The sequence below is a fragment of the Pseudomonas paraveronii genome (assembly GCF_963681955.1).
GTDB classification, from domain to species: Bacteria; Pseudomonadota; Gammaproteobacteria; order Pseudomonadales; family Pseudomonadaceae; genus Aquipseudomonas; species Aquipseudomonas paraveronii.
Window position 1 is genome coordinate 6,284,840 of record NZ_OY817130.1, and the last position, 22,503, is coordinate 6,307,342.

The following is a 22,503-nucleotide window of genomic DNA, read 5'->3' on the forward strand; positions in this document are numbered from 1 at the left end:
ATCATGGACCCTTCCCCAAGTATCACCCTCGCCACGCTCTTCGCCGATTTCGGCATGATTCTCTTTGCACTGATCCTGGTACTGCTCAACGGTTTCTTCGTTGCGGCGGAGTTTGCCATGGTCAAATTGCGTTCCACGCGGGTCGAGGCCATCGCCCACACCAACGGTTGGCGCGGGCAGATCCTGCGCACCGTACACAGCCAGCTCGACGCCTACCTGTCGGCCTGCCAGTTGGGTATCACCCTCGCCTCCCTGGGCCTGGGCTGGGTCGGTGAGCCGGCCTTTGCGCATATCCTCGAGCCGCTGCTGGGCGCCGTCGGTGTCGAGTCGCCGGAAGTGATCAAGGGCGTGTCGTTCTTTTCCGCCTTCTTCCTGATTTCCTACCTGCACATCGTGGTCGGTGAACTGGCCCCCAAATCCTGGGCCATTCGCAAGCCGGAATTGCTGTCGCTATGGACGGCGGTGCCGCTGTACCTGTTCTACTGGGCCATGTACCCGGCGATCTACCTGCTCAACGCCAGCGCCAACGGCATCCTGCGTATTGCCGGGCAAGGCGAACCCGGCCCGCACCATGAGCACCAATACAGCCGCGAAGAACTCAAGCTGATCCTGCACTCCAGCCGTGGCCAGGACCCTAGCGACCAAGGCATGCGCGTATTGGCCTCGGCCGTGGAAATGGGCGAGTTGGAAGTAGTGGACTGGGCCAACTCGCGGGAAGACCTGGTAACCCTGGACTTCAACGCCCCGCTCAAGGAAATCCTCGCGCTGTTCCGTCGCCACAAATTCAGCCGTTATCCGGTGTATGACGCGCAGCGCAACGAGTTTGTCGGCCTGCTGCACATCAAGGACCTGCTGCTGGAACTGGCGAACCTGGAGCATATCCCCGAGTCGTTCAACCTGGCCGAACTGACCCGCCCGCTGGAGCGCGTGTCGCGGCACATGCCGCTGTCGCAGTTGCTGGAGCAGTTCCGCAAAGGCGGCGCGCACTTCGCCCTGGTGGAAGAGGCCGACGGCAATATCATCGGCTACCTGACCATGGAAGACGTGCTCGAAGTGCTGGTGGGCGATATCCAGGACGAACACCGCAAGGCCGAACGCGGCATCCTCGCCTACCAACCGGGCAAACTGCTGGTACGCGGCGATACGCCGCTGTTCAAGGTGGAACGCCTGCTGGGCGTCGACCTCGACCACATCGAAGCGGAAACCCTGGCCGGGCTGGTCTACGACACCCTCAAGCGGGTACCGGAAGAGGAAGAAGTGCTCGAAGTTGAAGGCCTGCGGATCATCATCAAGAAGATGAAAGGGCCAAAAATCGTGCTGGCCAAGGTCCTGCTGCTGGACTGACCCTCAATTGCCCAATGCAAAATTGGGCAACACCCCCACGGGCTGGTTGAACTCATACGGGATCGATACCAGCCCTGCCTCGGTACTCTGCTGCACCACAAAGTGCAGGTGCGGCCCGCTGCTGTTGCCGGTATTGCCCGACAACGCCAGCGCACTGCCCAGCGCCACCCGCTGCCCGACTCGGACGCTGACCGAACCTTGTTTGAGGTGCAGGTACACGCCCTGGGTGCCGTCATCGTGCCGCACTCGCACGAAATTCCCTGACGCATCGTTACCGCGCCCAGCCTGGCTATTTTCGATCTTCACCACCACACCGCTGCGCGCCGCAATGATCGGCGTGCCTTCGGGCATGGCAATGTCCATGGCGTAGCGGCTTTTGGCGTCGGTATGGCTGAAGTTGCCGTTGGGGCCTTGGGTCAGGCGAAAGGGTCCACCGCGCCAAGGCAACGGGTAGCGGTAGGCTTGCAGCGAGTAACCGGGTTTTGGCCGGTCGAGCACCGGCCGTTGCACACGCTCGGCCCTGCGCTCCTGGATCACGAACGCCTGGGCGCCGGGGGTTTGCCGGTCGCTGAAAAACACCTCGCCATTGGCATCGGTGGATTTGTAGAGGGTCATGGCCAGGGTCGACGTGGCGACCGTAGCCAGCCCACAGAACAGCAATAGGCGAAGGAGCATGGCGCGAACCTGCCGGGGAGACTGAACGGCAGGCTAGCAACGGTTGATGACAACTCTGGGTGAGGTCAGGCCGGCAATGCGGTAAAACAGATATCGACGTCCATCCGGGCGGCGCCCGACAAGTTGGCTAACGCATCAAGAGAAAACTTATCGATCTTGCCGTTAAGCACATCGTTAAGGCGAGGCTGACTGATACCCAGCCTTTGTGCCGCATCCTTCTGAGAGAGCTCCCAACTGCGGATGGTCTTGCATAACGCCAACAGCAGTTTTGAACGCAGGCGCATATTGACGGCTTGCTCGGGAGTGTCTTCCAAGGCATCCCATACACAGTTGAAACGTTCGGTAGGTAACTTTTGATTTGTCATGGGCTTAACCTAATTCCTGCAGTCTGGCGCGAGCCAGTTCGATGTCTGAGATCCTTGAGCGAACTTCCTAGAAACACCACATCCTTGTGCCTCGGCATTGGCTTCTCCTTTCCTGGAAAGAAAAAGCGTAATAGACGATTCGGCCAGAGGCGGTAGAGGTTTGTTTCAAGGCATAGCAAAAGCTCGATGACACTGAAGCGTCATCGAAAGACTATATCGAAACAGATATAAATCAAGTAACCCAACGGGAATCAGACCGTCGGTCGATTCCCGTTATTCAGACGATCAAGCGCCCGGCACAAAATGCTTCTGCGCCGTACCCCGCGCGATCAGCCGTGAGATGTAGTCCAGCTTCTGCGCATCCTGGTCGATAAAGCGGAAGGTCAGTTGCAGCCAGTCACTGTCGGGCTTGGGCTCGAAGGCGACGATGGCGTGCAGGTAGCCGTTGAGGCGCGCGACTTCGGCGTTGTCGCCTTGCTCAAGGTCGAGCACCGCGCTTTCCAGCACTTGGGGCAGGACCTCACTGCGACGGACCACCAGCAGCGCTTCCTTGATGCTCAGGCCCTTGATCACGCATTGCTGGGTGCCGCTGGACAGGCGCAACTGGCCCTGTCCACGACCGCTGGCAGGCGCAGCGGCCGCAGCCGCCGGTACGGGCGGGCTGTTGAGCAGGCCTCTGCTCGGGGCAGCCGCCGCCACTGGTGCGGCCTTGACCGCTTCAGGCTTGCCACCGGTCAGGGCGCTCAGGGAGTCGTTACCGAAGGCTGAGTTCATCTTGGTCGGCGCGCTGGCGACCAGGGCGTCGAGGCGCCCGACCTTATGCAGGGCATGCTTGACCTTGGTCAATAGCTGTTCGTTGGTGAACGGTTTGCTGACGTAGCCGGAAACCCCGGCCTGGATCGCCTGCACCACGTTTTCCTTGTCGCCACGGCTGGTCACCATCACGAACGGCATGGCTTTGAGCTGCGGTTGCTCACGGCACCAGGTCAACAGCTCCAGGCCGGACATCTCGGGCATTTCCCAGTCGCACAGCACCAGGTCGAAGGTTTCGCGCATCAGGATGGCCTGGGCCTTTTTGCCGTTCACCGCATCTTCAATCTTGATCCCGGGGAAGTAGTTGCGCAGGCACTTCTTCACCAGGTCGCGAATAAACGAGGCGTCATCCACCACCAATACACTGACTTTACTCATCGACCCTTTATCCTATAAAAACGCGGCACGCAGAACGCCTGACTAATGGCATTTTGCCAAAACTCTGTAGTCACGTTGGGTTTTCTTTCACCCAACGCGCAAAAAAAATCAGCTGCCACAAATGAAAACGCCCGACCAAAGGCCGGGCGTTAATTTCTCGGGCAACCTTACTTATCGTCAGATTCACCCGGAACATTAGGGATTTGATCAGTTGAGCCTTCAACTTCGGCTTTCATGCGCTTGAGCCCCATGTGCCGCACGTCGGTGCCACGCACCAGGTAGATCACCAGTTCCGAAATATTGCGCGCGTGGTCGCCGATCCGCTCCAGGGAGCGCAGCACCCAGATAATGCTCAAGACCCGCGAGATAGAGCGCGGGTCTTCCATCATGTAGGTGGCCAGCTCACGCAGCGCGGTCTTGTATTCACGGTCGATGACCTTGTCGTACTGGGCCACCGACAACGCCAACTCGGCGTCGAAGCGGGCAAACGCGTCCAGGGCATCGCGCACCATGTTGCGCACTTGGTCGCCGATATGCCGCACTTCCACATAGCCGCGCGGGGCTTCGCCTTCTTCGCACAGTTGGATGGCGCGGCGCGCGATTTTAGTGGACTCATCGCCGATACGCTCCAAGTCGATCACCGACTTGGAAATGCTGATGATCAAGCGCAGGTCGGAAGCCGCCGGCTGGCGGCGGGCGAGAATGCGCAGGCATTCTTCGTCGATATTGCGCTCCATCTGGTTGATCTGGTCATCGATCTCACGCACTTGCTGGGCCAGGCCCGAGTCGGCCTCGATCAGCGCGGTGACCGCATCGTTGACTTGCTTCTCCACCAACCCGCCCATCGCCAGGAGGTGGCTGCGCACTTCCTCAAGCTCGGCGTTGAACTGCGCGGAGATGTGATGGGTAAGGCCTTCTTTACTAATCATGTTGGCGTCCTTGGAGCGTCCGGAAAGGTGCGGAGAACCGCAGCGTCAATGCAATCTGAACCACAGCATCCTAGCCGTAGCGACCGGTGATGTAGTCTTCGGTCTGTTTCTTCGCCGGATTGGTGAACAGGGTATCGGTATCGCCGAACTCCACCAGCTTGCCCATGTACATGAACGCGGTGTAGTCGGAAACCCGCGCCGCCTGTTGCATGTTGTGGGTCACGATGACGATGGTGAACTTGGACTTGAGCTCGTAGATCAGCTCTTCAACTTTCAGCGTCGAGATCGGGTCGAGTGCCGAGCAAGGTTCGTCGAGCAGCAGCACTTCCGGCTCCACGGCGATGGTACGCGCGATCACCAGACGTTGTTGCTGGCCGCCGGACAGGCCGAGGGCTGATTCATGCAGACGGTCCTTGACCTCGTCCCACAGCGCGGCGCCTTTAAGCGCCCACTCGACCGCTTCGTCGAGGATGCGCTTCTTGTTGATGCCCTGGATACGCAGGCCGTAGACCACGTTTTCATAGATGGTCTTGGGGAACGGGTTGGGCTTCTGGAACACCATGCCCACCCGGCGACGCAGCTCGGCCACGTCTTCGCCCTTGCGGTAGATGTTGCTGCCGTAGAGGTTGATCGCACCGTCCACGCGGCAACCGTCGACCAGGTCGTTCATGCGGTTGAAGGTGCGCAGCAGCGTGGACTTGCCGCAGCCCGACGGGCCGATAAAGGCGGTCACGCGCTGCTTGGGGATGTTCATGCTGACGTCGAACAGCGCCTGTTTTTCACCGTAGTACAGGCTCAGGCCCGGCACTTCGATGGCCACGGTTTCCTGGGCCAGGCTCAGGCTCTGTTTGTCGCGACCCAGGGCGGACATGTTGATGCCGTGGGAATGGGTTTCTTGTTGCATGGGATGCTCCCTGTGCTACCAATTCGTTTCGTTGAACCGCCTGGGCGGTTTACTCAAATTCTGCGTGTAGCGCGGTCCAGTGTGGGAGGGGGCTTGCCCCCGATAGCAGTGTGTCAGCCGGCATAGGTGTTTCTGATACGCCGCCATCGGGGGCAAGCCCCCTCCCACATTGAATCCGCGTCACTTCAATTAGCTATCCAACGCTTTATATTTTTCGCGCAGGTGGTTACGAATCCACACCGCCGACAAGTTGAGCGTGGCGATCACCAGCACCAGCAACAGCGCGGTGGCGTACACCAGCGGCCGTGCGGCCTCGACGTTGGGGCTCTGGAAGCCGACGTCATAAATATGGAAGCCCAGGTGCATGATCTTCTGGTCCAGGTGCAGGTACGGGTAGTTGCCGTCCAGCGGCAGCGACGGGGCCAGCTTGACCACACCCACCAGCATCAGCGGCGCCACTTCACCGGCGGCACGGGCCACGGCGAGAATCATGCCGGTCATCATCGCCGGGCTGGCCATCGGCAGCACGATCTTCCACAGCGTTTCCGCCTTGGTCGCGCCGAGTGCCAGGGAGCCTTCGCGCACGGTGCGAGGAATCCGCGCCAGGCCTTCTTCGGTGGCCACGATCACCACGGGCACCGCCAGCAGCGCCAGGGTCAGCGACGCCCACAACAGGCCCGGCGTGCCGAACGTCGGAGCCGGCAGGGCTTCGGCGAAGAACAGGCGGTCAACCGAACCACCCAGTACATACACGAAGAAGCCCAGGCCGAACACGCCGTAAACGATGGCCGGTACACCCGCCAGGTTGTTCACGGCGATGCGGATGATCCGCGTCAGGGTGTTCTGCTTGGCGTATTCACGCAGGTAGACCGCCGCCAGCACGCCGAACGGGGTCACGATCATCGCCATGATCAGGGTCATCATCACGGTGCCGAAGATAGCCGGGAAGATCCCGCCTTCGGTGTTGGCTTCCCGTGGGTCGTCGCTAAGGAATTCCCAGACCTTGCTGAAGTAAAAGCCGATCTTGGTCATCGTGCCCATGGCGTTCGGCTGATAGGCGTGGACCACTTTGCCGATGCCGATTTCCACTTCCTTGCCGTTCGCGTCGCGGGCGGTCAGAGCGTCGCGGTTGAACTGGGCGTGCAGGTCGGACAGGCGCGCTTCGATGTCCTGGTAACGGGCATTCAGTTCGGCACGGTCGGCATCCATGTCGGCCTGGGCGGCGGCGTCGAGTTTGCCTTCCAGCTCCAGTTTGCGACCGTGCAGGCGGATACGTTCGAGACCGGCGTTGATCGCGCCGATATCGGACTTCTCAAGGGTCTTGAGCTGGGCCGCCAGCTTGTTCACGCGGTCGACACGCGCCTGCAGCTCCGGCCACGCGGCCTCGCCTTCAGCGATGACCTTGCCATCCTGCTTGACGTTGACCAGGGTGCCGTAGAAGTTGCCCCATTCACGGCGCTCGATGGTCATCAACTCCACCGGCCTGCTCTGGTTCTTCAGCCATTCGCCGACGATCCACGTGAAGTCGTTGCCGTTCAGATCGCGGTTGCCGACCTTGATCAGCTCGCGGGTCATGAATTCCGGGCCTGCGTCGGGCACGGGCAGGCCAGCGCTTTTCAGGCGCTCGCGCGGCACTTCTTCTTTCTGCACCACTTCGCCGATGACGATATGGTTTTCCTGGCCCGGTACGTTGTAGTTGGCCTGGATCAGGTCAGCCGGCCAGAAGTGGCCCAAACCACGCACCGCAATCACAGCCAGCAAACCAAGGGTCATGATGACCGCGATGGACACCGCGCCACCGCTGATCCAGACGCCGGGGGCGCCGCTCTTGAACCATCCATTCAGGGAGTTCTGTTTCACAGACTTCTACCTTTCTTAAAGCGACGAGTATTTCTTGCGCAGACGCTGACGAATCAGCTCGGCGAGGGTGTTCATGATGAAGGTGAACAACAGCAGCACCAGCGCCGAGAGGAACAGCACGCGGTAGTGACTGCCGCCCACTTCCGACTCGGGCATTTCCACCGCGACGTTGGCCGCCAGGGTGCGCAGGCCTTCGAACAGGTTCATCTCCATCACCGGGGTGTTACCGGTGGCCATCAGCACGATCATGGTCTCGCCCACGGCGCGGCCCATGCCGATCATCAGCGCCGAGAAAATCCCCGGGCTGGCAGTCAGGATGACCACGCGGGTCATGGTCTGCCATGGCGTGGCGCCCAGGGCCAAAGAGCCCAGGGTCAGACCGCGCGGCACGCTGAACACGGCGTCTTCGGCGATGGAGTAGATGTTCGGGATCACCGCGAACCCCATCGCCAGGCCGACGACCAGAGCGTTGCGCTGGTCATAGGTGATGCCCAGGTCGTGGGAGATCCACATGCGCATGTCGCCGCCGAAGAACCAGGTTTCCAGGTACGGGCTCATGTACAGCGAGAGCCAGCCCACAAACAGGATCACCGGGATCAGGATCGCGCTTTCCCAGCCATCCGGAACCCGCAGGCGGATGGACTCAGGCAGGCGGCTGAAGACAAAGCCGGCCACCAGGATACCAATCGGTACCAGCATCAGCAGGCTGAAAATCCCTGGCAGATGGCCTTCGACATACGGCGCGAGGAACAGGCCGGCGAAGAAGCCGAGGATCACCGTCGGCATCGCTTCCATCAACTCGATCACCGGTTTGACCTTGCGGCGCAGGCTCGGGGCCATGAAGTACGCGGTGTAGATCGCCGCAGCAACGGCCAGCGGCGCAGCCAGCAACATGGCGTAGAACGCGGCCTTCAGCGTACCGAAGGTCAACGGCGCCAGGCTCATCTTGGGTTCGAAATCGGTGTTGGCGGCGGTCGATTGCCAGACGTATTTAGGCTCGTCGTAGTTTTCGTACCAGACCTTGCTCCACAGCGCGCTCCACGACACTTCCGGGTGCGGGTTATCCAGCAGCAACGGTTGCAGCTTGCCGCCGGCTTCGACGATCACGCGGTTGGCCCGTGGCGACAGGCCGAACACGCCCTGGCCGTCGACCACCGGGTCCACCAGCAGGGTGCGGTGGGCGGTGCTGTGGAACACGCCGAATTTGCCGGAAGCGTCGAGGGCGGTGAAGCCTTTGCGACGTTCTTCGGCGGTGATTTCAACGATGGGCGCAGTGCCCATCTCGAAGGTGCGGATCTGCTTCAGGCGCTGTTCGCCATCCGGGTCACGGGCCATGAACCACTGAGCCAGGCCGCCCTTGGAGTTACCGACGATCAGCGAGATACCGCCCACCAGTTGGGTACTGGCGGTGATTTCCGCGCCGCCATCTTCCAGCAGTTTGTAGCGACCGTTGAGGCTCTTGTCGCGCAGGCTGAACACATCGGCCAGGGCACGGCCGTTAATCACATACAGCCACTGCTGGCGTGGGTCGATGAAGATCGCCTTCACCGGCTCGGTCATCTGCGGCAGCTCGATACGCTTCTGCTCGCTGGTGACTTCGCCGGTCATCATGTTTTCTTCACGGCTCAGGGACAGCACGTTCAAGTGCGAACCGGCCGAACCGGCCACCACCAGCGAGGTGTCGGTGGCGTTCAGCGCGACGTGTTCCAGCGGGCGACCGGCGTCATCCAGCACGATCGGGGTTTCGCCGTAAGGGTATTCGATCGCCGGGCTGATGGTCTTCTTGCCGTCCGGGTAGGACACCTTATAGGTGTGGCGGAACACCAGGGACTGGCCATTGGACAAACCGAGGATCACCAGCGGGCTGCCCGGCTGGTCTTCACCAATCGACACGACGCTGACGCCGGCCGCCAACGGCAGGTCGATGCGCTTGAGTTCGGTACCGGTGTCCACCTCGAAGAACAGCGCCTGGCCCTTGTCGGAAACCCGCATGGCGACCTGATTCTGCTCTTCCAAAGAGATCATCAACGGCTTGCCCGCATCTTGTATCCACGCCGGTGTCAGCGCGGCTTCCTTGGTCAGCGAGGCGCCTTGGAACAAAGGCGCGACCACGTAGCCCAGAAAGAAAAAGATCAGGGTGATAGCGCCGAGAACGGCGAGACCGCCGACCAGCACGTACCAACGGGTCAGGCGATCCTTGAGCGCGCGAATGCGGCGCTTGCGTTGCAGCTCAGGCGTATTGAAATCAATGCGCTTGGGGGGAGAAGTCGTCGTCATGGTGGAATTGGCCAGATCATTCATGCGCACACCCTAGCGATCCTGTATGACAGAAAGATGACAGTGCAGTGACGCAAAAAATCCGCCGCGTAGCAGAGCTGGCAGCGGACCAAAAAATTCGGAGTTTCTGTAGGAGCGAGCTTGCTCGCGAAGAGCGTTAACGATAACGCGCCGCTTCTGAATAAACGCAGTGCTCTATCATCTTTCGCGAGCAAGCCCGCGCCTACAGAACGGCCGGCTTTACCCGGCCCAGCAACTTAGTTGCCTTCTTTCAGACCCAGGTCAGCCAGGGCCTTGGCGGCTACTTTGGCTGGCAGTGGGATGTAACCGTCTTTCACTACGACTTCCTGGCCCTGCTTGGACAGCACCAGTTTCACGAACTCAGCTTCCAGCGGAGCCAGCGGCTTGTTCGGGGCTTTGTTGACGTAAACGTAGAGGAAACGCGACAGCGGGTATTTGCCGTTCAGGGCGTTTTCTTCGCTGTCTTCGATGAAGTCGGTGCTGCCTTTCTTGGCCAGGGCCACAGTCTTCACGCTGGCGGTCTTGTAGCCGATGCCCGAGTAACCGATGCCGTTCAGCGAGGAGCTGATCGACTGCACGACCGAAGCCGAGCCAGGTTGTTCGTTCACGTTAGGCTTGTAGTCGCCTTTGCACAGAGCTTCTTCCTTGAAGTAGCCGTAGGTGCCGGATACCGAGTTACGACCGAACAACTGCACTGGCTTGTTGGCCAGGTCGCCGGTCACACCCAGGTCGCCCCAGGTTTTCACGTCGGCTTTGCTACCGCACAGACGAGTCGAGGAGAAGATCGCGTCGACTTGTTCCATGGTCAGGTGCTTGATCGGGTTGTCTTTGTGCACGAACACCGCCAGGGCATCCACGGCAACCGGGATAGCGGTTGGCTTGTAGCCGTACTTCTGCTCGAAGGCAGCCAGTTCGGTGTCCTTCATCTTGCGGCTCATCGGGCCCAGGTTGGAGGTGCCTTCAGTCAGCGCAGGTGGCGCAGTGGCAGAACCAGCAGCTTGAATCTGGATGTTGACGTTCGGGTATTCCTTTTTGTAACCCTCAGCCCACAGGGTCATCAAGTTAGCCAGGGTATCGGAACCGACGCTGGACAAGTTGCCCGACACACCAGTGGTCTTCACGTAAGCCGGAATTGCCGGGTCAACACCAGCGGCCACCGCGTGGGCAGTCGCAACGCCAGCAGCGACAAAAGTCATTGCCGCCATCAAACGCTTCAGTTTCATGCCTTACTCCTAGCAGATAGGGATAGTTGGATCGGGGCCAAGTATCGGTAGGCCGTGTGAACACTCTATGTCCGGAATGTGACAGTTAGATGAAAGGCCAGTATTGGGAGAAAAAGCGGCTGCAGGCAGCAAGTGCCGAAAAGACGGGGATGGCGAGGCGGTTGAAGCGATGATTCGGAAACACTCTGTAACCTATGATCGCTCCTACGCTACTGCGTAGGAACAATCTTCAGATGCTTGATTACCTGCCACGCGTCCACAGATACCCACCCACCCCCATTCCCATCACACACAGGACGGCAACGTAGTAGGCCGGGCCCATCGGGCTTTCCTTCATCAGCAGCGACACCGCCAACGGCGTCAGCCCGCCGAATACGGCGTAGGCCACGTTGTAGGAGAACGACAACCCGCTGAAGCGCACCACCGGCGGGAAGGCTTTGACCATCACGTAAGGCACCACGCCGATGGTGCCGACAAACAGGCCGGTCAGGGCGTACAGCGGGAACAGCCAGTCCGGGTGGTCCAGCAGGCTGTGATACAGCGTCCAGGACGTCGCCAGCAACAGTGCGCAACCGACCACCAGTATGCGGCCGGCACCGAAGCGGTCGGCCAGGGCGCCGGCGGCAATGCAGCCCAGGCTCAGGGTCACGATGGCCAGGCTGTTGGCCTGCAGCGCAACGGTCGGGCTGAAGTGGTAGAGGGTTTGCAGCACGGTCGGGGTCATCAGGATGACGACTACGACGCCGGCCGACAGCAGCCAGGTCAGCAGCATCGACAGCACGATGGCGCCACGGTGGTCGCGCAATACCGCGCGCAGCGGCAGTTCGGCGGCGAGTGTCTTGCGTTGCTGCATCTCGGCGAAGATCGGCGTTTCATGCAGCCAGCGGCGCAGGTACACCGACAGCAGGCCGAACACACCGCCGAGCAGGAACGGGATGCGCCAGGCGTAATCCGAGACCTGTTCCGGGCTGTAGAGCGTGTTGATGGCGGTGGCCACCAGCGAACCCAACAGGATGCCGGCGGTGAGGCCGCTGGTCAGGGTGCCGCAAGCGTAGCCAATGTGCCGCGGTGGGACGTGCTCGGAGACGAACACCCAGGCGCCCGGCACTTCGCCGCCGATCGCCGCGCCCTGGATCACGCGCATCAGCAGCAACAGGATCGGCGCCCACAGGCCGATCTGCGCGTAGGTCGGCAGCAGGCCCATGATCAGGGTCGGCACGGCCATCATGAAGATGCTCAGGGTGAACATTTTCTTGCGGCCCAGCAGGTCGCCGAAGTGCGCCATGATGATGCCGCCCAGGGGGCGCGCCAGGTAGCCGGCGGCGAAGATGCCGAAGGTCTGCATCATGCGCAGCCACTCGGGCATGTCGGCCGGGAAGAACAGTTTTCCGACCACGGTGGCGAAAAACACGAAGATGATGAAGTCGTAGAATTCCAGCGCCCCGCCCAAGGCAGACAGCGACAGGGTTTTGTAGTCGTTGCGGGTCAGCGGGCGCGACGGTTGCGCACTGCTTGCGGGCACGGAGGACATGGCAAGGCTTCTCTTATAGTAATCAGCGTAATAAGGACGGCACGCCCTGGACTTGCGGCGGTCCGGCAAGATAACAAATCGCCGGAAAAAGCACAGCGTCGAACGCTTAACCGTCCAGGCAGGCGAAATCCCCACGGCGCAGAGAGTCCGTCAACCTGGGCAGAAGAACAGTTGCCGGAAAAAGCTCCGTTACAGCGTCTATTTACCGACCAAAAGAGCGCCCAGAGGTCGTCGCGACGCCAGCGTCTCGATATACTCGGCCCTTGCAAGCGCCAGACCCGCAGTCTTGAGGGGCTGCTGTGCCAAAACGCCGTTGGGTGCCATCCAGCCGGTTTGGCAGAGTTTCCCTTTAGTACGCCTTATGAGAAACACAGCTCGCGTCGTGCGTTGGTGCTGGAATGTTTTTCTACGAGACGGCTATCCACTTGAAACACCCATGAAGCGTCACGGCTCAGAGGCACCCTCGGCATGATCGAACTCGAACAAGAAGATCCCATCCCGCAAGGCGATCTCGCCCTGCAAATCACCGCGCTTCCGCGTGAAACCAACGGTTTCGGCGATATCTTCGGCGGCTGGCTGGTCTCGCAGATGGACCTGGCCGGTACGGCCATGGCCAGCAAGGTCGCAGGCGGGCGTGTCGCCACCGTGGCCATTGATCGCATGGCGTTCCTGGTGCCGGTGGCCGTGGGCGCGCAATTGTCCTTCTATACCCAGGCCCTGGAAATCGGCCGCAGCTCGATCCAGATGATGGTCGAAGTGTGGAGCGACGACCCGCTGTCCAGCGAATGGCGCAAGGTCACCGAGGCGGTGTTCGTGTTCGTCGCCATCGATGGCAGCGGCCGTACCCGTTCGGTGCCGTCGCGGGCGCGTTAAACCTCGCCGGTTTTTGACGGTCAATTGCCCATTGCCTGCCATTGAGAGTGCTTTGTTATGCCGACGCCCCACGTTGAAACCGTGAAAATCGACGAGCTGGACTGCTGGCGCATCCGCCACAACGGTGCCGAACTGATGGTGGCCCAACAGGGCGCGCACATCTTCAGTTACCAACGCGCAGGCGAGCATCCGCTGATCTGGCCGAACAAGGCCGCCGTCTTCAAGGCCGGCAAAGGCATCCGCACCGGCGTACCGGTGTGCTGGCCGTGGTTTGGCGTGTTCGACCGCAACCCGCGCAGCGTGCAGGCCATGCGCCAGAGCGATCAACCTGCGGGTGCCCACGGTTTCGTGCGTACTGCGATCTGGGAATTGGCCACAACCGAACTCGACGGCGACGCGCTGCGCGTCGACCTGGTGCTCCCCGTGCCTGCGGGCGGCTTTCCCGGCTGGCCCCATCAGGTCGACCTGACGCTGAGCCTGCGCCTGGACGATCAACTGCACATTCGCCTGACCAGCCATAACCATGGCCACGCAACGGTGACCCTCAGCCAGGCGCTGCACACCTACTTCGCCGTAAGCGACGTGCGCAACGTGCAGGTCGAAGGTCTGGACGGGTGTTCGTATATCGATACCGCCGACGGTTGGGCCACCCGGCAACAGGCGGGGCTGCTGCACTTCAGCGCCGAGACCGACCGCATCTACCTCGACACCCCCGCGCAGTTGAACATCGTCGATAAAGACTGGCAGCGCCGCGTCCAGCTCACCAGCGAAGGTTCGCGGTCGACCGTGATCTGGAACCCCTGGACCGAACGGGCCAAGGCCTTCGACGACATGGCCGACGACGGCTGGCAGGGCATGTTGTGCATCGAGACGGCGAATGTGCTGGATGATGTGGTGGCGTTGGCGCCGGGCGAAAGCCACACGCTGGGCGTGGGCATCACCAGTAGCACTTTGTAAATCCTCCCAGATTGGGTTTTGTGTGTGGTTTAGAGATCCGACTCCTTCACCACCCGTACCTTCTGCGCATCCAACGCATACGCCGCATCGGCCAAGTCATTGTTGACCGTCTCCACCTTCACCGTGCCCGTGACCCACAGCGGCGTGTAGATATCATCCAGCTTCAACCCCTTGGGGTAACGCACCAATACCAACTGGTTCGGCGGCGGTGGCGGCACGTGGATGCATGCGCCGGGGTACGGCACCAGGAAGAACAGCGTACTGCGGCCCTTGGCGTCGGTTTCCAAGGGCACCGGGTAACCGCCGATGCGGATGTTCTTGCCGTTCATGGCGGCCACGGTCTTGGTGGAATACATCACCGCCGGCAACCCCTTGCTCTGCTTCAAGCCACCTTTGTCGGTAAAGGTGCCCTGGGCTTCGGGGGAGTTGTGGTCGATTTCCGGCATCTGTTCGAGGGCTTTCTGGTCCGACAGCGGCATCAGGTCCAGCCAGTCGGTTTCCGGCAATTCGCCAGCATGAGCCAGGCCTGGGCCGAGCAGGAGAAACATCAAGAGGAGACGGCGCATGGAGGAGCTCGACAAGGTAAACAGTGCCGGCATTCTAGCCCTCTGCGCCTGCGCAGCGCAGAGGACTTTGTCGCTCGATTACTTCTTTTTGATCAGGCCGTAGATCACCAACAACACAATGGCGCCGACCAATGCGCCGATGAAGCCCGCGCCCTGGCCTGCCTGGTAGATACCCAGTGCCTGACCGCCATAAGTGGCGGCAAGGGAGCCGGCGATACCCAGCAGGATGGTCATGATCCAGCCCATGTTGTCGTCACCGGGCTTGAGGAAGCGCGCCAGCAGGCCGACGATCAGGCCGATAAAGATGGTTCCGATGATACCCATGGCATTTCCCTCTGATTGAAAGTGAGTCATGACAAAGCCTAGCGAGGCTTTGTCATCCTGCAATCAGAGAGACGGCGGCCACCATTGGTTCCCGCCGGCCCCAGGGTTATTGCTCGGCGATCAACGCCTCTACCTTAAGGATCTGCGCTTGCAGCGTCGCACGGTCCTGGCAGCGCAGGTTGGCGTGGCCGACCTTGCGCCCGGCCTTGAAGGCCTTGCCGTAGTGATGCAGGTGGCAATCGTCGATGGCGACGACTTTTTCAACCGGCGGGACCACACCGATGAAGTTGAGCATGGCGCTCTCGCCCACCTTGGCCGTAGAGCCCAGCGGCAAGCCCGCCACCGCGCGCAGGTGGTTCTCGAACTGGCTGCACTCGGCGCCTTCGGTGGTCCAGTGCCCGGAGTTATGCACACGCGGGGCGATTTCGTTGGCCTTGAGGCCACCGTCGACTTCAAAGAACTCGAACGCCATCACGCCGACATAATCCAGTTGCTTGAGCACACGGCTGGAATAGTCTTCGGCCAGGGCCTGCAACGGGTGATCGGTGCTGGCCACGGACAGCTTGAGGATGCCGTTGTCGTGGGTGTTGTGGACCAGCGGATAGAAGCGGGTCTCGCCATCGCGGGCACGCACGGCGATCAGCGAGACTTCGCCGGTGAACGGCACGAAGCCTTCCAGCAGGCAGGCCACGCCGCCCAGCTCGGCGAAAGTGCCGACCACATCGGCGGCGGTGCGCAGGACTTTCTGGCCCTTGCCGTCGTAACCCAGGGTGCGGGTTTTCAGCACGGCCGGCAGGCCGATGCTGGCGACGGCGGCGTCCAGGTCCGCCTGGGACTGGATATCGGCGAAGGCCGGGGTCGGAATGCCCAGGTCCTTGAACATGCTCTTCTCGAACCAGCGGTCACGGGCGATGCGCAAGGCTTCGGCGCTCGGGTACACCGGCACGAACTGCGAGAGGAAGGCCACGGTTTCGGCCGGGACACTTTCGAACTCGAAGGTCACCAGGTCGACTTCGTCGGCCAGTTGGCGCAGGTGGTCCGGGTCGCTGTAGTCAGCGCGCAGGTGTTCACCCAACGCGGCCGCACAGGCATCCGGCGCCGGGTCCAGGAAAGCGAAGTTCATCCCCAGCGGCGTTCCCGCCAGGGCCAGCATGCGACCCAGTTGGCCGCCACCGATTACACCGATTTTCATCGTCAACAACCTCAGGCGATACGTGGGTCTGGATTGTCCAGCACGCTGTCTGTCTGCTCAGCACGGAATTTTTTCAGCACCGCGTGGAACTGCGGGTGCTTGGCGCCCAGGATGCTGGCGGACAGCAACGCGGCGTTGATCGCGCCGGCCTTGCCGATCGCCAGGGTCGCCACCGGAATACCGGCTGGCATCTGCACGATGGACAACAGCGAATCCACGCCCGAGAGCATCGACGACTGCACCGGCACGCCAAGCACCGGCAGGTGGGTCTTGGCCGCACACATGCCCGGCAGGTGCGCTGCACCGCCGGCACCGGCGATGATCACCTCGATGCCACGGGATTCTGCTTCATCGGCATACTGGAACAGCAAATCCGGGGTGCGGTGGGCAGAGACCACTTTCACTTCATACGGAATGCCGAGTTTTTCCAGCATATCGGCGGTGTGGCTAAGGGTGGACCAATCGGACTTGGAGCCCATGATCACGCCAACCAATGCACTCATCGTCGTGCCTCTTCTCTCTGGGCGCCCACAGGCGCGTCAAAAAACAACAAGCCACGCGGGAAATCCGGCGTGGCTTGGTGTACGAATTAAGGCCGGTTGGACCGGCCGAAGGCCGCGCAGTATACCGTAATAACGCAGATAAACAGCCCCTCGGATGACCATCTGTCTAGCGGCACAAACCGGCGGTTTTATTGACTTAAAAGTCAGCGAAAACACCCCCAAACCCTGTGGGAGGGAGCTTGCTCCCGATAGCGGTGCATCAGTGACATATTAGTGCCTGACACACGGCTATCGGGCTCAAGTATTCTGCGCCGCGCCACCTTCCAGCTTGCGCCACAACAACCGCACATTCGCCTTGCGCACCAACGCACAGCGATACAGGCGAATCTCCAGCGGCACATGCCATTGCGACCCGCCGCACACCACCAGCTCACCGCGGGCCAGTTCCGCCCGCACACTCAGTTGCGGCACCCAGGCAATGCCCAGGCCTTCCAGGGCCATGCTTTTAAGGCTGTCGGCCATCGCGGTTTCATAAACCGTGGTAAAGCGCAGGGCACGTTGGCGCAACAGCAGGTTCACCGAACGCCCCAGAAATGCCCCGGCGCTGTAGGCCAGCAGCGGCACACTGCCCTCGCCTTCCAGGTCGAACAATGGCTTGCCCTCGGCATCGGCGGCGCACACCGGGAGCATTTCGGTATTGCCCAGGTGCAGTGACGGGAAGATCTCCGGGTCCATCTGCATCGCCGCATCCGGGTCGTAGAACGCCAGCATCAAATCGCAGCCGCCTTCGCGCAGGGCATGCACGGCATCGCCGACGTTGGTGGCGACCAGCCGGGTCGCAATGTTCAAACCCTCGTTGCGCAGTTGCGCGATCCAGCGCGGGAAGAAGCCCAGCGCCAGGGAGTGCGCCGCCGCCACTTGCATGACTTCGCCCTGCCCGCCTTCCAAGTGATGCAAATGACGCAGCACTTCACCGAGTTGCTCGACCACCGTGCGCGCAGTCACCAGGAACAACTGCCCCGCCGCCGTCAATTCCACCGGCGTGCGCGAGCGGTTGACCAGGGTCAGGCCCAGTGCGGCCTCCAGGCTGCGGATACGGCGGCTGAACGCCGGCTGGGTGACAAAGCGTCGCTCCGCCGCCTGGGAAAAACTGCGCGTCGCCGCCAGGGCGCTGAAGTCTTCCAGCCATTTGCTCTCAAGGTTCATCAGTTCCTCCCACGGGTGCGCACCATTTTGGCCCACACGCCCGCCATGATAGCCGGGTCACACGACTATTATGCCGTTTGTGCATAGGCCAGTGCTTAACAGCATTGGCCCAAAAACTTACACAAGCCTAGCATTCACAGCGTTCCGGCTAGTTCCGGGTCCATATCGAGATGATTTCCATCATGTCCTCCGCTGCATCATTCCGCACAGAAAAAGACCTGCTTGGCGTACTCGAAGTACCTGCCCAAGCGTATTACGGCATCCAGACCCTGCGAGCGGTGAATAACTTCCGCCTCTCGGGCGTTCCGATTTCGCATTACCCGAAATTGGTGGTCGGCCTGGCAATGGTCAAGCAAGCAGCCGCTGACGCCAACCGCGAGTTGGGTCAGCTCAGCGAAGCCAAGCACGCAGCCATCAGCGAAGCCTGTGCCCGCCTGATCCGCGGCGACTTCCACGAAGAGTTCGTGGTGGACATGATTCAAGGCGGCGCTGGCACTTCAACCAACATGAATGCCAACGAAGTCATCGCCAACATCGCGTTGGAGGCCATGGGCCACAACAAGGGCGAATACCAGTACCTGCACCCGAACAACGACGTGAACATGGCGCAGTCGACCAACGACGCCTACCCAACCGCGATCCGCCTGGGTCTGCTGCTGGGCCATGACGCGCTGCTGGCCAGCCTCGACAGCCTGATCCAGGCGTTCGCCGCCAAGGGCGTCGAGTTCAACCATGTGCTGAAAATGGGCCGTACCCAATTGCAAGACGCCGTGCCGATGACCCTCGGCCAGGAATTCCGCGCCTTTGCCACCACCCTCAACGAAGACCTGGCCCGCCTGAAAACCCTGGCGCCGGAGCTGTTGACCGAAGTGAACCTGGGCGGCACCGCCATCGGCACCGGCATCAACGCCGACCCGCGCTACCAGGCCCTGGCCGTACAACGCCTGGCCACCATCAGCGGCCAGCCGCTGGTGCCGGCGGCGGACTTGATCGAAGCCACCTCCGACATGGGCGCCTTCGTGCTGTTCTCCGGCATGCTCAAGCGTACTGCGGTGAAGCTGTCGAAGATCTGCAACGACTTGCGCCTGCTGTCCAGCGGCCCACGTACCGGCATCAACGAGATCAACCTGCCGGCACGCCAGCCAGGCAGCTCGATCATGCCCGGCAAGGTCAACCCGGTGATCCCGGAAGCTGTCAACCAAGTGGCCTTCCAGGTCATCGGCAACGACCTGGCCCTGACCATGGCAGCCGAAGGCGGCCAACTGCAGTTGAACGTGATGGAGCCGCTGATCGCCTTCAAGATCTTCGACTCGATCCGCCTGCTGCAACGCGCCATGGACATGCTGCGCGAGCACTGCATCGTCGGCATCACCGCCAACGAAGCGCGCTGCCGCGAACTGGTGGAGCACTCCATCGGCCTGGTCACCGCGCTGAACCCGTACATCGGCTATGAAAACGCCACCCGCATCGCGCGTATCGCCCTCGAAAGCGGCCGCGGCGTGCTGGAACTGGTGCGCGAAGAAGGCTTGCTCGACGACGCCATGCTCGACGACATCCTGCGCCCCGAAAACATGATTGCCCCACGCTTGGTCCCACTGAAGGCCTAAGCGTTTGTTGCACCGCTCACCAGGTTGAGGGACTAGACACCTCTCACCTTTTGAGGGCCCGAAGGCTCGTTCTTCAGGCCCTTTTTTTTGCCTCAAGGTTGTGAAATGACGCCCATAAAAATTCCAACATCGCCCCTGCCCGCCACCCCTTGGCTGAAACCTTTAATCAGCCCAGGCAGACGGATCACGTTCGCCTAGGTATAGTGCCGCCCCTCTTCGCGCCAACGGCCGTCGGTAACGAGGCCCGGACACACGCGAAACCGCATGAATAACAACACCCGCAAAAGGATGGGGTCGAACCGTCGCGCACTGCCTGGTGCCAAGCGACAGCGTCGAACCGTCCTGCGTTTGCCATTAGAAAAATCAGCGAGGAACACTCCATGCTCGAAGTCATCAACGACTTCCTCTCCGGGAAAGTACTGATCGTGCTCATTGTCGGGCTCGGCGGCTACTTCACGATCCGCTCGCGTTTCGTTCAGTTGCGTCACTTTTTCCACATGTTTTCGGTGTTTCGCGACAGCCTGAAAAACAGCTCCGACCAGCTCAGCTCGTTCCAGGCGCTGATGCTCAGCCTGGCCGGCCGCGTCGGTGCCGGTAACATCGCAGGCGTCGGCATTGCCGTGACCCTGGGCGGCCCGGGTGCCGTGTTCTGGATGTGGGTCACCGCGTTGGTGGGCATGTCCTCGAGCTTTATCGAGTGCTCCCTCGGCCAACTGTATAAGCGCACCGACGCCGAAGGCACCTTCCGTGGCGGCCCGGCCTATTACATCCAGCACGGCCTGCACAAACGCTGGCTGGGCATGGTGATGGCGTTCCTGCTGCTGGTAACCTTCGGTTTTGCCTTCAACGGCCTGCAAGCGCATGCCGTAACGCACTCGCTGAACAATGCCTTCGGCCTCGACACCACCTACACCGGCCTGGCCCTGGCGGCATTGCTGGGCCTGGTGTTCATCGGCGGGATCAAGCGGATCGCCTCGATTGCCGACCTGCTGGTGCCGGTCAAGACCCTGGTCTACATCGCCGTGACCCTGTACGTGATCGTGCTGCAATTCGACCACGTGCCGGCCATGCTCGCGACCATCGTCAAGAGCGCGTTCGGCCTCGACCAGGCCTTCGGCGGCCTGGTGGGCAGCGCGATCATCATGGGTGTGAAGCGCGGCGTGTTCGCCAACGAAGCCGGTTTGGGCAGTGCGCCTAACGTGGCGGCAGTCGCGTCGGTGGAACACCCGATCGCTCAAGGTGTGGTGCAAGCGTTCAGCGTGTTCCTCGACACCTTCGTGATCTGCACCTGCACCGCGTTGCTGATCCTGCTCTCCGGTTTCTACACCCCGGGCTTCGAAGGCGACGGCATTGCCCTGACCCAGAACTCCCTGGCGGCCGTAGTCGGCGAGTGGGGCCGGATGTTCATCTCGGTGGCCCTGGCGTTGTTCGTGTTCACCTCGATCATGTACAACTACTACCTCGGCGAGAGCAACCTGCGCTTTTTGGTCGGCAACAACCGCAAGGTGCTGATGGGCTACCGCGCACTGGTGCTGGTGCTGATTTTCTGGGGTTCGATCGAGAACCTGAGCACCGTGTTCGCCTTCGCCGACATCACCATGACGATGCTTGCATTCGTCAACCTGTTCGCCCTGGCGTTCCTGTTCAAGATCGCCATGCGCATCCTGAACGACTACGACAACCAGCGCGCAGCGGGCATCAGGACCCCGGTCTTCGACTCCAGCCAGTTCCCCGACCTGGACCTGGACCTCAACGCCTGGCCGGCCAACCCGGTGAAACCGGAGCCTGCCGCTAAAGCGCCTGCTGAATCGATCGCGCTGGCGCAACGCTAAGCGTAGATGACACGCCGCCTGGCCTTGGGCATGCTCTGGGCTTGGCGGCGTTTTTCGTTCAGGAGATTTTTCGATGCAAGCAGCTAACAACGTCATGGTGCTCTACACCGGCGGCACCATCGGCATGCAAGCCAGCGCCAACGGCCTGATCCCCGCCTCCGGTTTCGAAGCCCGTATGCGCGAACAACTCGCCAACCAGCCAATGCCCGCATGGCGCTTCCGGGAAATGGCGCCGCTGATCGACAGCGCCAACATGACCCCGGCCTACTGGCAGTGCCTACGCACTGCCGTGGTCGAAGCCGTGGACGCCGGTTGCGACGCGGTGCTGATCCTGCACGGTACCGACACCTTGGCCTACAGCGCGGCCGCCATGAGCTTCCAACTGCTGGGCCTGCCGGCGCCGGTGCTGTTCACCGGCTCCATGCTCCCGGCTGGCGTACCGGACAGCGATGCCTGGGAAAACGTCAGCGGTGCGCTGCTGGCCCTGGGCCAAGGCCTGGCGCCGGGTGTGCAGTTGTACTTCCACGGTACGCTGATGGCGCCGACACGCTGCGCAAAGGTGCGCAGTTTCGGGCGCCATCCGTTTGCCGCGCTGCAACGCAACGGCGGTGTGGCCAAGGCCGAGGCACTGCCCGCTGCATTGGATTACCGTCAGCCCAAGGCCCTGGCCAATGTCGGCGTGCTGCCGCTGGTGCCCGGTATCGGCGCGCCCCAGTTGGACGGCCTGATTGGAAGCGGCCTGCAGGCGCTGATCCTGGAATGCTTCGGCAGCGGCACCGGGCCCAGCGATGACCCCGAGTTCCTCGCCAGCCTCCAGCGCGCGCAGGCGCAAGGCGTGGTCGTGGTCGCGATCACCCAATGCCACGAAGGCGGCGTGGAGCTGGATGTGTACGAAGCCGGCAGCCGTTTGCGTGGCGTGGGCGTGTTGTCCGGTGGCGGCATGACCCGCGAAGCGGCGTTCGGCAAATTGCAGGCCCTGCTCGGCGCCGGCCTCGCGACCAGCGAAGTGCGCCGCCTGGTGGAACTGGACCTGTGCGGTGAGCTGGCCTGAGTCGCGCCACAAAAACCCCGTAAAAAATACCGGCCAACTACATAGTTAGCCTCCTTCCTGCCTTGCCCCTTT

The 22,503-nt window shown here is 61.5% G+C and carries 20 protein-coding genes; 6 read left to right on the top strand and 14 right to left on the bottom strand.

From position 1 onward, the window contains the following. The first annotated feature begins 3 nt into the window (after positions 1-3). The gene (locus tag U5A08_RS29220; RefSeq protein ID WP_253400160.1) at positions 4-1,344 is read left to right on the top strand and encodes a hemolysin family protein; all 1,341 of its coding nucleotides are present in this window, start codon (positions 4-6) and stop codon (positions 1,342-1,344) included. A gap of 3 nt (positions 1,345-1,347) precedes the next feature. Here the strand turns inward: U5A08_RS29220 and U5A08_RS29225 are convergent, their stop codons facing one another. The 9 genes from U5A08_RS29225 to U5A08_RS29265 form a co-directional block, all read right to left on the bottom strand. Then, positions 1,348-2,019: a M23 family metallopeptidase gene (locus U5A08_RS29225; protein WP_321849590.1), complete on the bottom strand. Its 672-nt coding sequence runs from the start codon at positions 2,017-2,019 to the stop codon at positions 1,348-1,350. A gap of 65 nt (positions 2,020-2,084) precedes the next feature. Next, positions 2,085-2,384, bottom strand: coding sequence for a helix-turn-helix domain-containing protein (locus U5A08_RS29230; protein ID WP_253400162.1), 300 nt, complete (start codon positions 2,382-2,384; stop codon positions 2,085-2,087). Positions 2,385-2,669: 285 nt separating this feature from the next. Then, positions 2,670-3,575: a response regulator gene (locus U5A08_RS29235; protein WP_253400163.1), complete on the bottom strand. Its 906-nt coding sequence runs from the start codon at positions 3,573-3,575 to the stop codon at positions 2,670-2,672. A 167-nt stretch (positions 3,576-3,742) separates the two neighbouring features. Continuing rightward, positions 3,743-4,504, bottom strand: a complete 762-nt coding sequence (gene phoU, locus U5A08_RS29240) for a phosphate signaling complex protein PhoU (protein WP_247404684.1) — start codon at positions 4,502-4,504, stop codon at positions 3,743-3,745. A 70-nt stretch (positions 4,505-4,574) separates the two neighbouring features. Then, positions 4,575-5,408 carry a phosphate ABC transporter ATP-binding protein PstB gene (gene pstB, locus U5A08_RS29245; RefSeq protein WP_253400164.1) on the bottom strand — a complete coding sequence of 278 codons (834 nt, stop codon included), beginning with the start codon at positions 5,406-5,408 and terminating at the stop codon, positions 4,575-4,577. Between the two features lie 189 nt (positions 5,409-5,597). Then, positions 5,598-7,268, bottom strand: coding sequence for a phosphate ABC transporter permease PstA (gene pstA / locus U5A08_RS29250; protein ID WP_321849594.1), 1,671 nt, complete (start codon positions 7,266-7,268; stop codon positions 5,598-5,600). A 15-nt stretch (positions 7,269-7,283) separates the two neighbouring features. Next, positions 7,284-9,317, bottom strand: a complete 2,034-nt coding sequence (locus U5A08_RS29255) for an ABC transporter permease subunit (RefSeq protein ID WP_321852298.1) — start codon at positions 9,315-9,317, stop codon at positions 7,284-7,286. 485 nt (positions 9,318-9,802) lie between these two features. Then, positions 9,803-10,789, bottom strand: coding sequence for a phosphate ABC transporter substrate-binding protein PstS (locus tag U5A08_RS29260; RefSeq protein WP_247404674.1), 987 nt, complete (start codon positions 10,787-10,789; stop codon positions 9,803-9,805). 241 nt (positions 10,790-11,030) lie between these two features. Next, positions 11,031-12,320: an MFS transporter gene (locus U5A08_RS29265; RefSeq protein WP_253400166.1), complete on the bottom strand. Its 1,290-nt coding sequence runs from the start codon at positions 12,318-12,320 to the stop codon at positions 11,031-11,033. 468 nt (positions 12,321-12,788) lie between these two features. Here U5A08_RS29265 and U5A08_RS29270 point away from each other — a divergent pair, with 468 nt between their 5' ends. Together U5A08_RS29270 and U5A08_RS29275 are read left to right on the top strand one after the other, a co-directional pair. Continuing rightward, positions 12,789-13,193, top strand: a complete 405-nt coding sequence (locus U5A08_RS29270; RefSeq protein ID WP_010566936.1) for an acyl-CoA thioesterase — start codon at positions 12,789-12,791, stop codon at positions 13,191-13,193. Between the two features lie 57 nt (positions 13,194-13,250). After that, positions 13,251-14,150, top strand: a complete 900-nt coding sequence (locus U5A08_RS29275; RefSeq protein ID WP_321849598.1) for a D-hexose-6-phosphate mutarotase — start codon at positions 13,251-13,253, stop codon at positions 14,148-14,150. A 29-nt stretch (positions 14,151-14,179) separates the two neighbouring features. Here U5A08_RS29275 and U5A08_RS29280 read toward each other — a convergent pair whose 3' ends face one another. The 5 genes from U5A08_RS29280 to U5A08_RS29300 all read right to left on the bottom strand — a co-directional run bounded on the left by U5A08_RS29280 (position 14,180) and on the right by U5A08_RS29300 (position 17,941). Continuing rightward, entirely contained in the window at positions 14,180-14,716 is a 537-nt protein-coding gene (locus U5A08_RS29280; RefSeq protein ID WP_253400168.1) for a DUF3299 domain-containing protein, read from the bottom strand. 78 nt (positions 14,717-14,794) lie between these two features. Then, positions 14,795-15,040, bottom strand: a complete 246-nt coding sequence (locus U5A08_RS29285) for a GlsB/YeaQ/YmgE family stress response membrane protein (protein WP_253400169.1) — start codon at positions 15,038-15,040, stop codon at positions 14,795-14,797. A gap of 106 nt (positions 15,041-15,146) precedes the next feature. Then, positions 15,147-16,232 (bottom strand): 5-(carboxyamino)imidazole ribonucleotide synthase, encoded by a 1,086-nt coding sequence (locus tag U5A08_RS29290; RefSeq protein WP_247403542.1) that lies wholly within the window; start codon positions 16,230-16,232, stop codon positions 15,147-15,149. Between the two features lie 11 nt (positions 16,233-16,243). Further along, entirely contained in the window at positions 16,244-16,735 is a 492-nt protein-coding gene (gene purE, locus U5A08_RS29295) for a 5-(carboxyamino)imidazole ribonucleotide mutase (RefSeq protein ID WP_003195648.1), read from the bottom strand. Between the two features lie 297 nt (positions 16,736-17,032). After that, a complete protein-coding gene (locus tag U5A08_RS29300; RefSeq protein WP_247403539.1) occupies positions 17,033-17,941 on the bottom strand; it encodes a LysR substrate-binding domain-containing protein in 909 nt (302 codons plus the stop codon). 182 nt (positions 17,942-18,123) lie between these two features. Between U5A08_RS29300 and aspA the strand changes: the two genes are divergently transcribed. The 3 genes from aspA to U5A08_RS29315 all read left to right on the top strand — a co-directional run bounded on the left by aspA (position 18,124) and on the right by U5A08_RS29315 (position 22,431). Beyond that, on the top strand, positions 18,124-19,548 hold the full coding sequence (gene aspA / locus U5A08_RS29305; protein WP_017850012.1) for an aspartate ammonia-lyase: 1,425 nt from the start codon (positions 18,124-18,126) through the stop codon (positions 19,546-19,548). A 380-nt stretch (positions 19,549-19,928) separates the two neighbouring features. Further along, positions 19,929-21,380 (top strand): alanine/glycine:cation symporter family protein, encoded by a 1,452-nt coding sequence (locus U5A08_RS29310; RefSeq protein ID WP_321849607.1) that lies wholly within the window; start codon positions 19,929-19,931, stop codon positions 21,378-21,380. A gap of 73 nt (positions 21,381-21,453) precedes the next feature. Further along, a complete protein-coding gene (locus tag U5A08_RS29315) occupies positions 21,454-22,431 on the top strand; it encodes an asparaginase (protein WP_321849608.1) in 978 nt (325 codons plus the stop codon). The last annotated feature ends 72 nt before the right edge of the window (positions 22,432-22,503 follow it).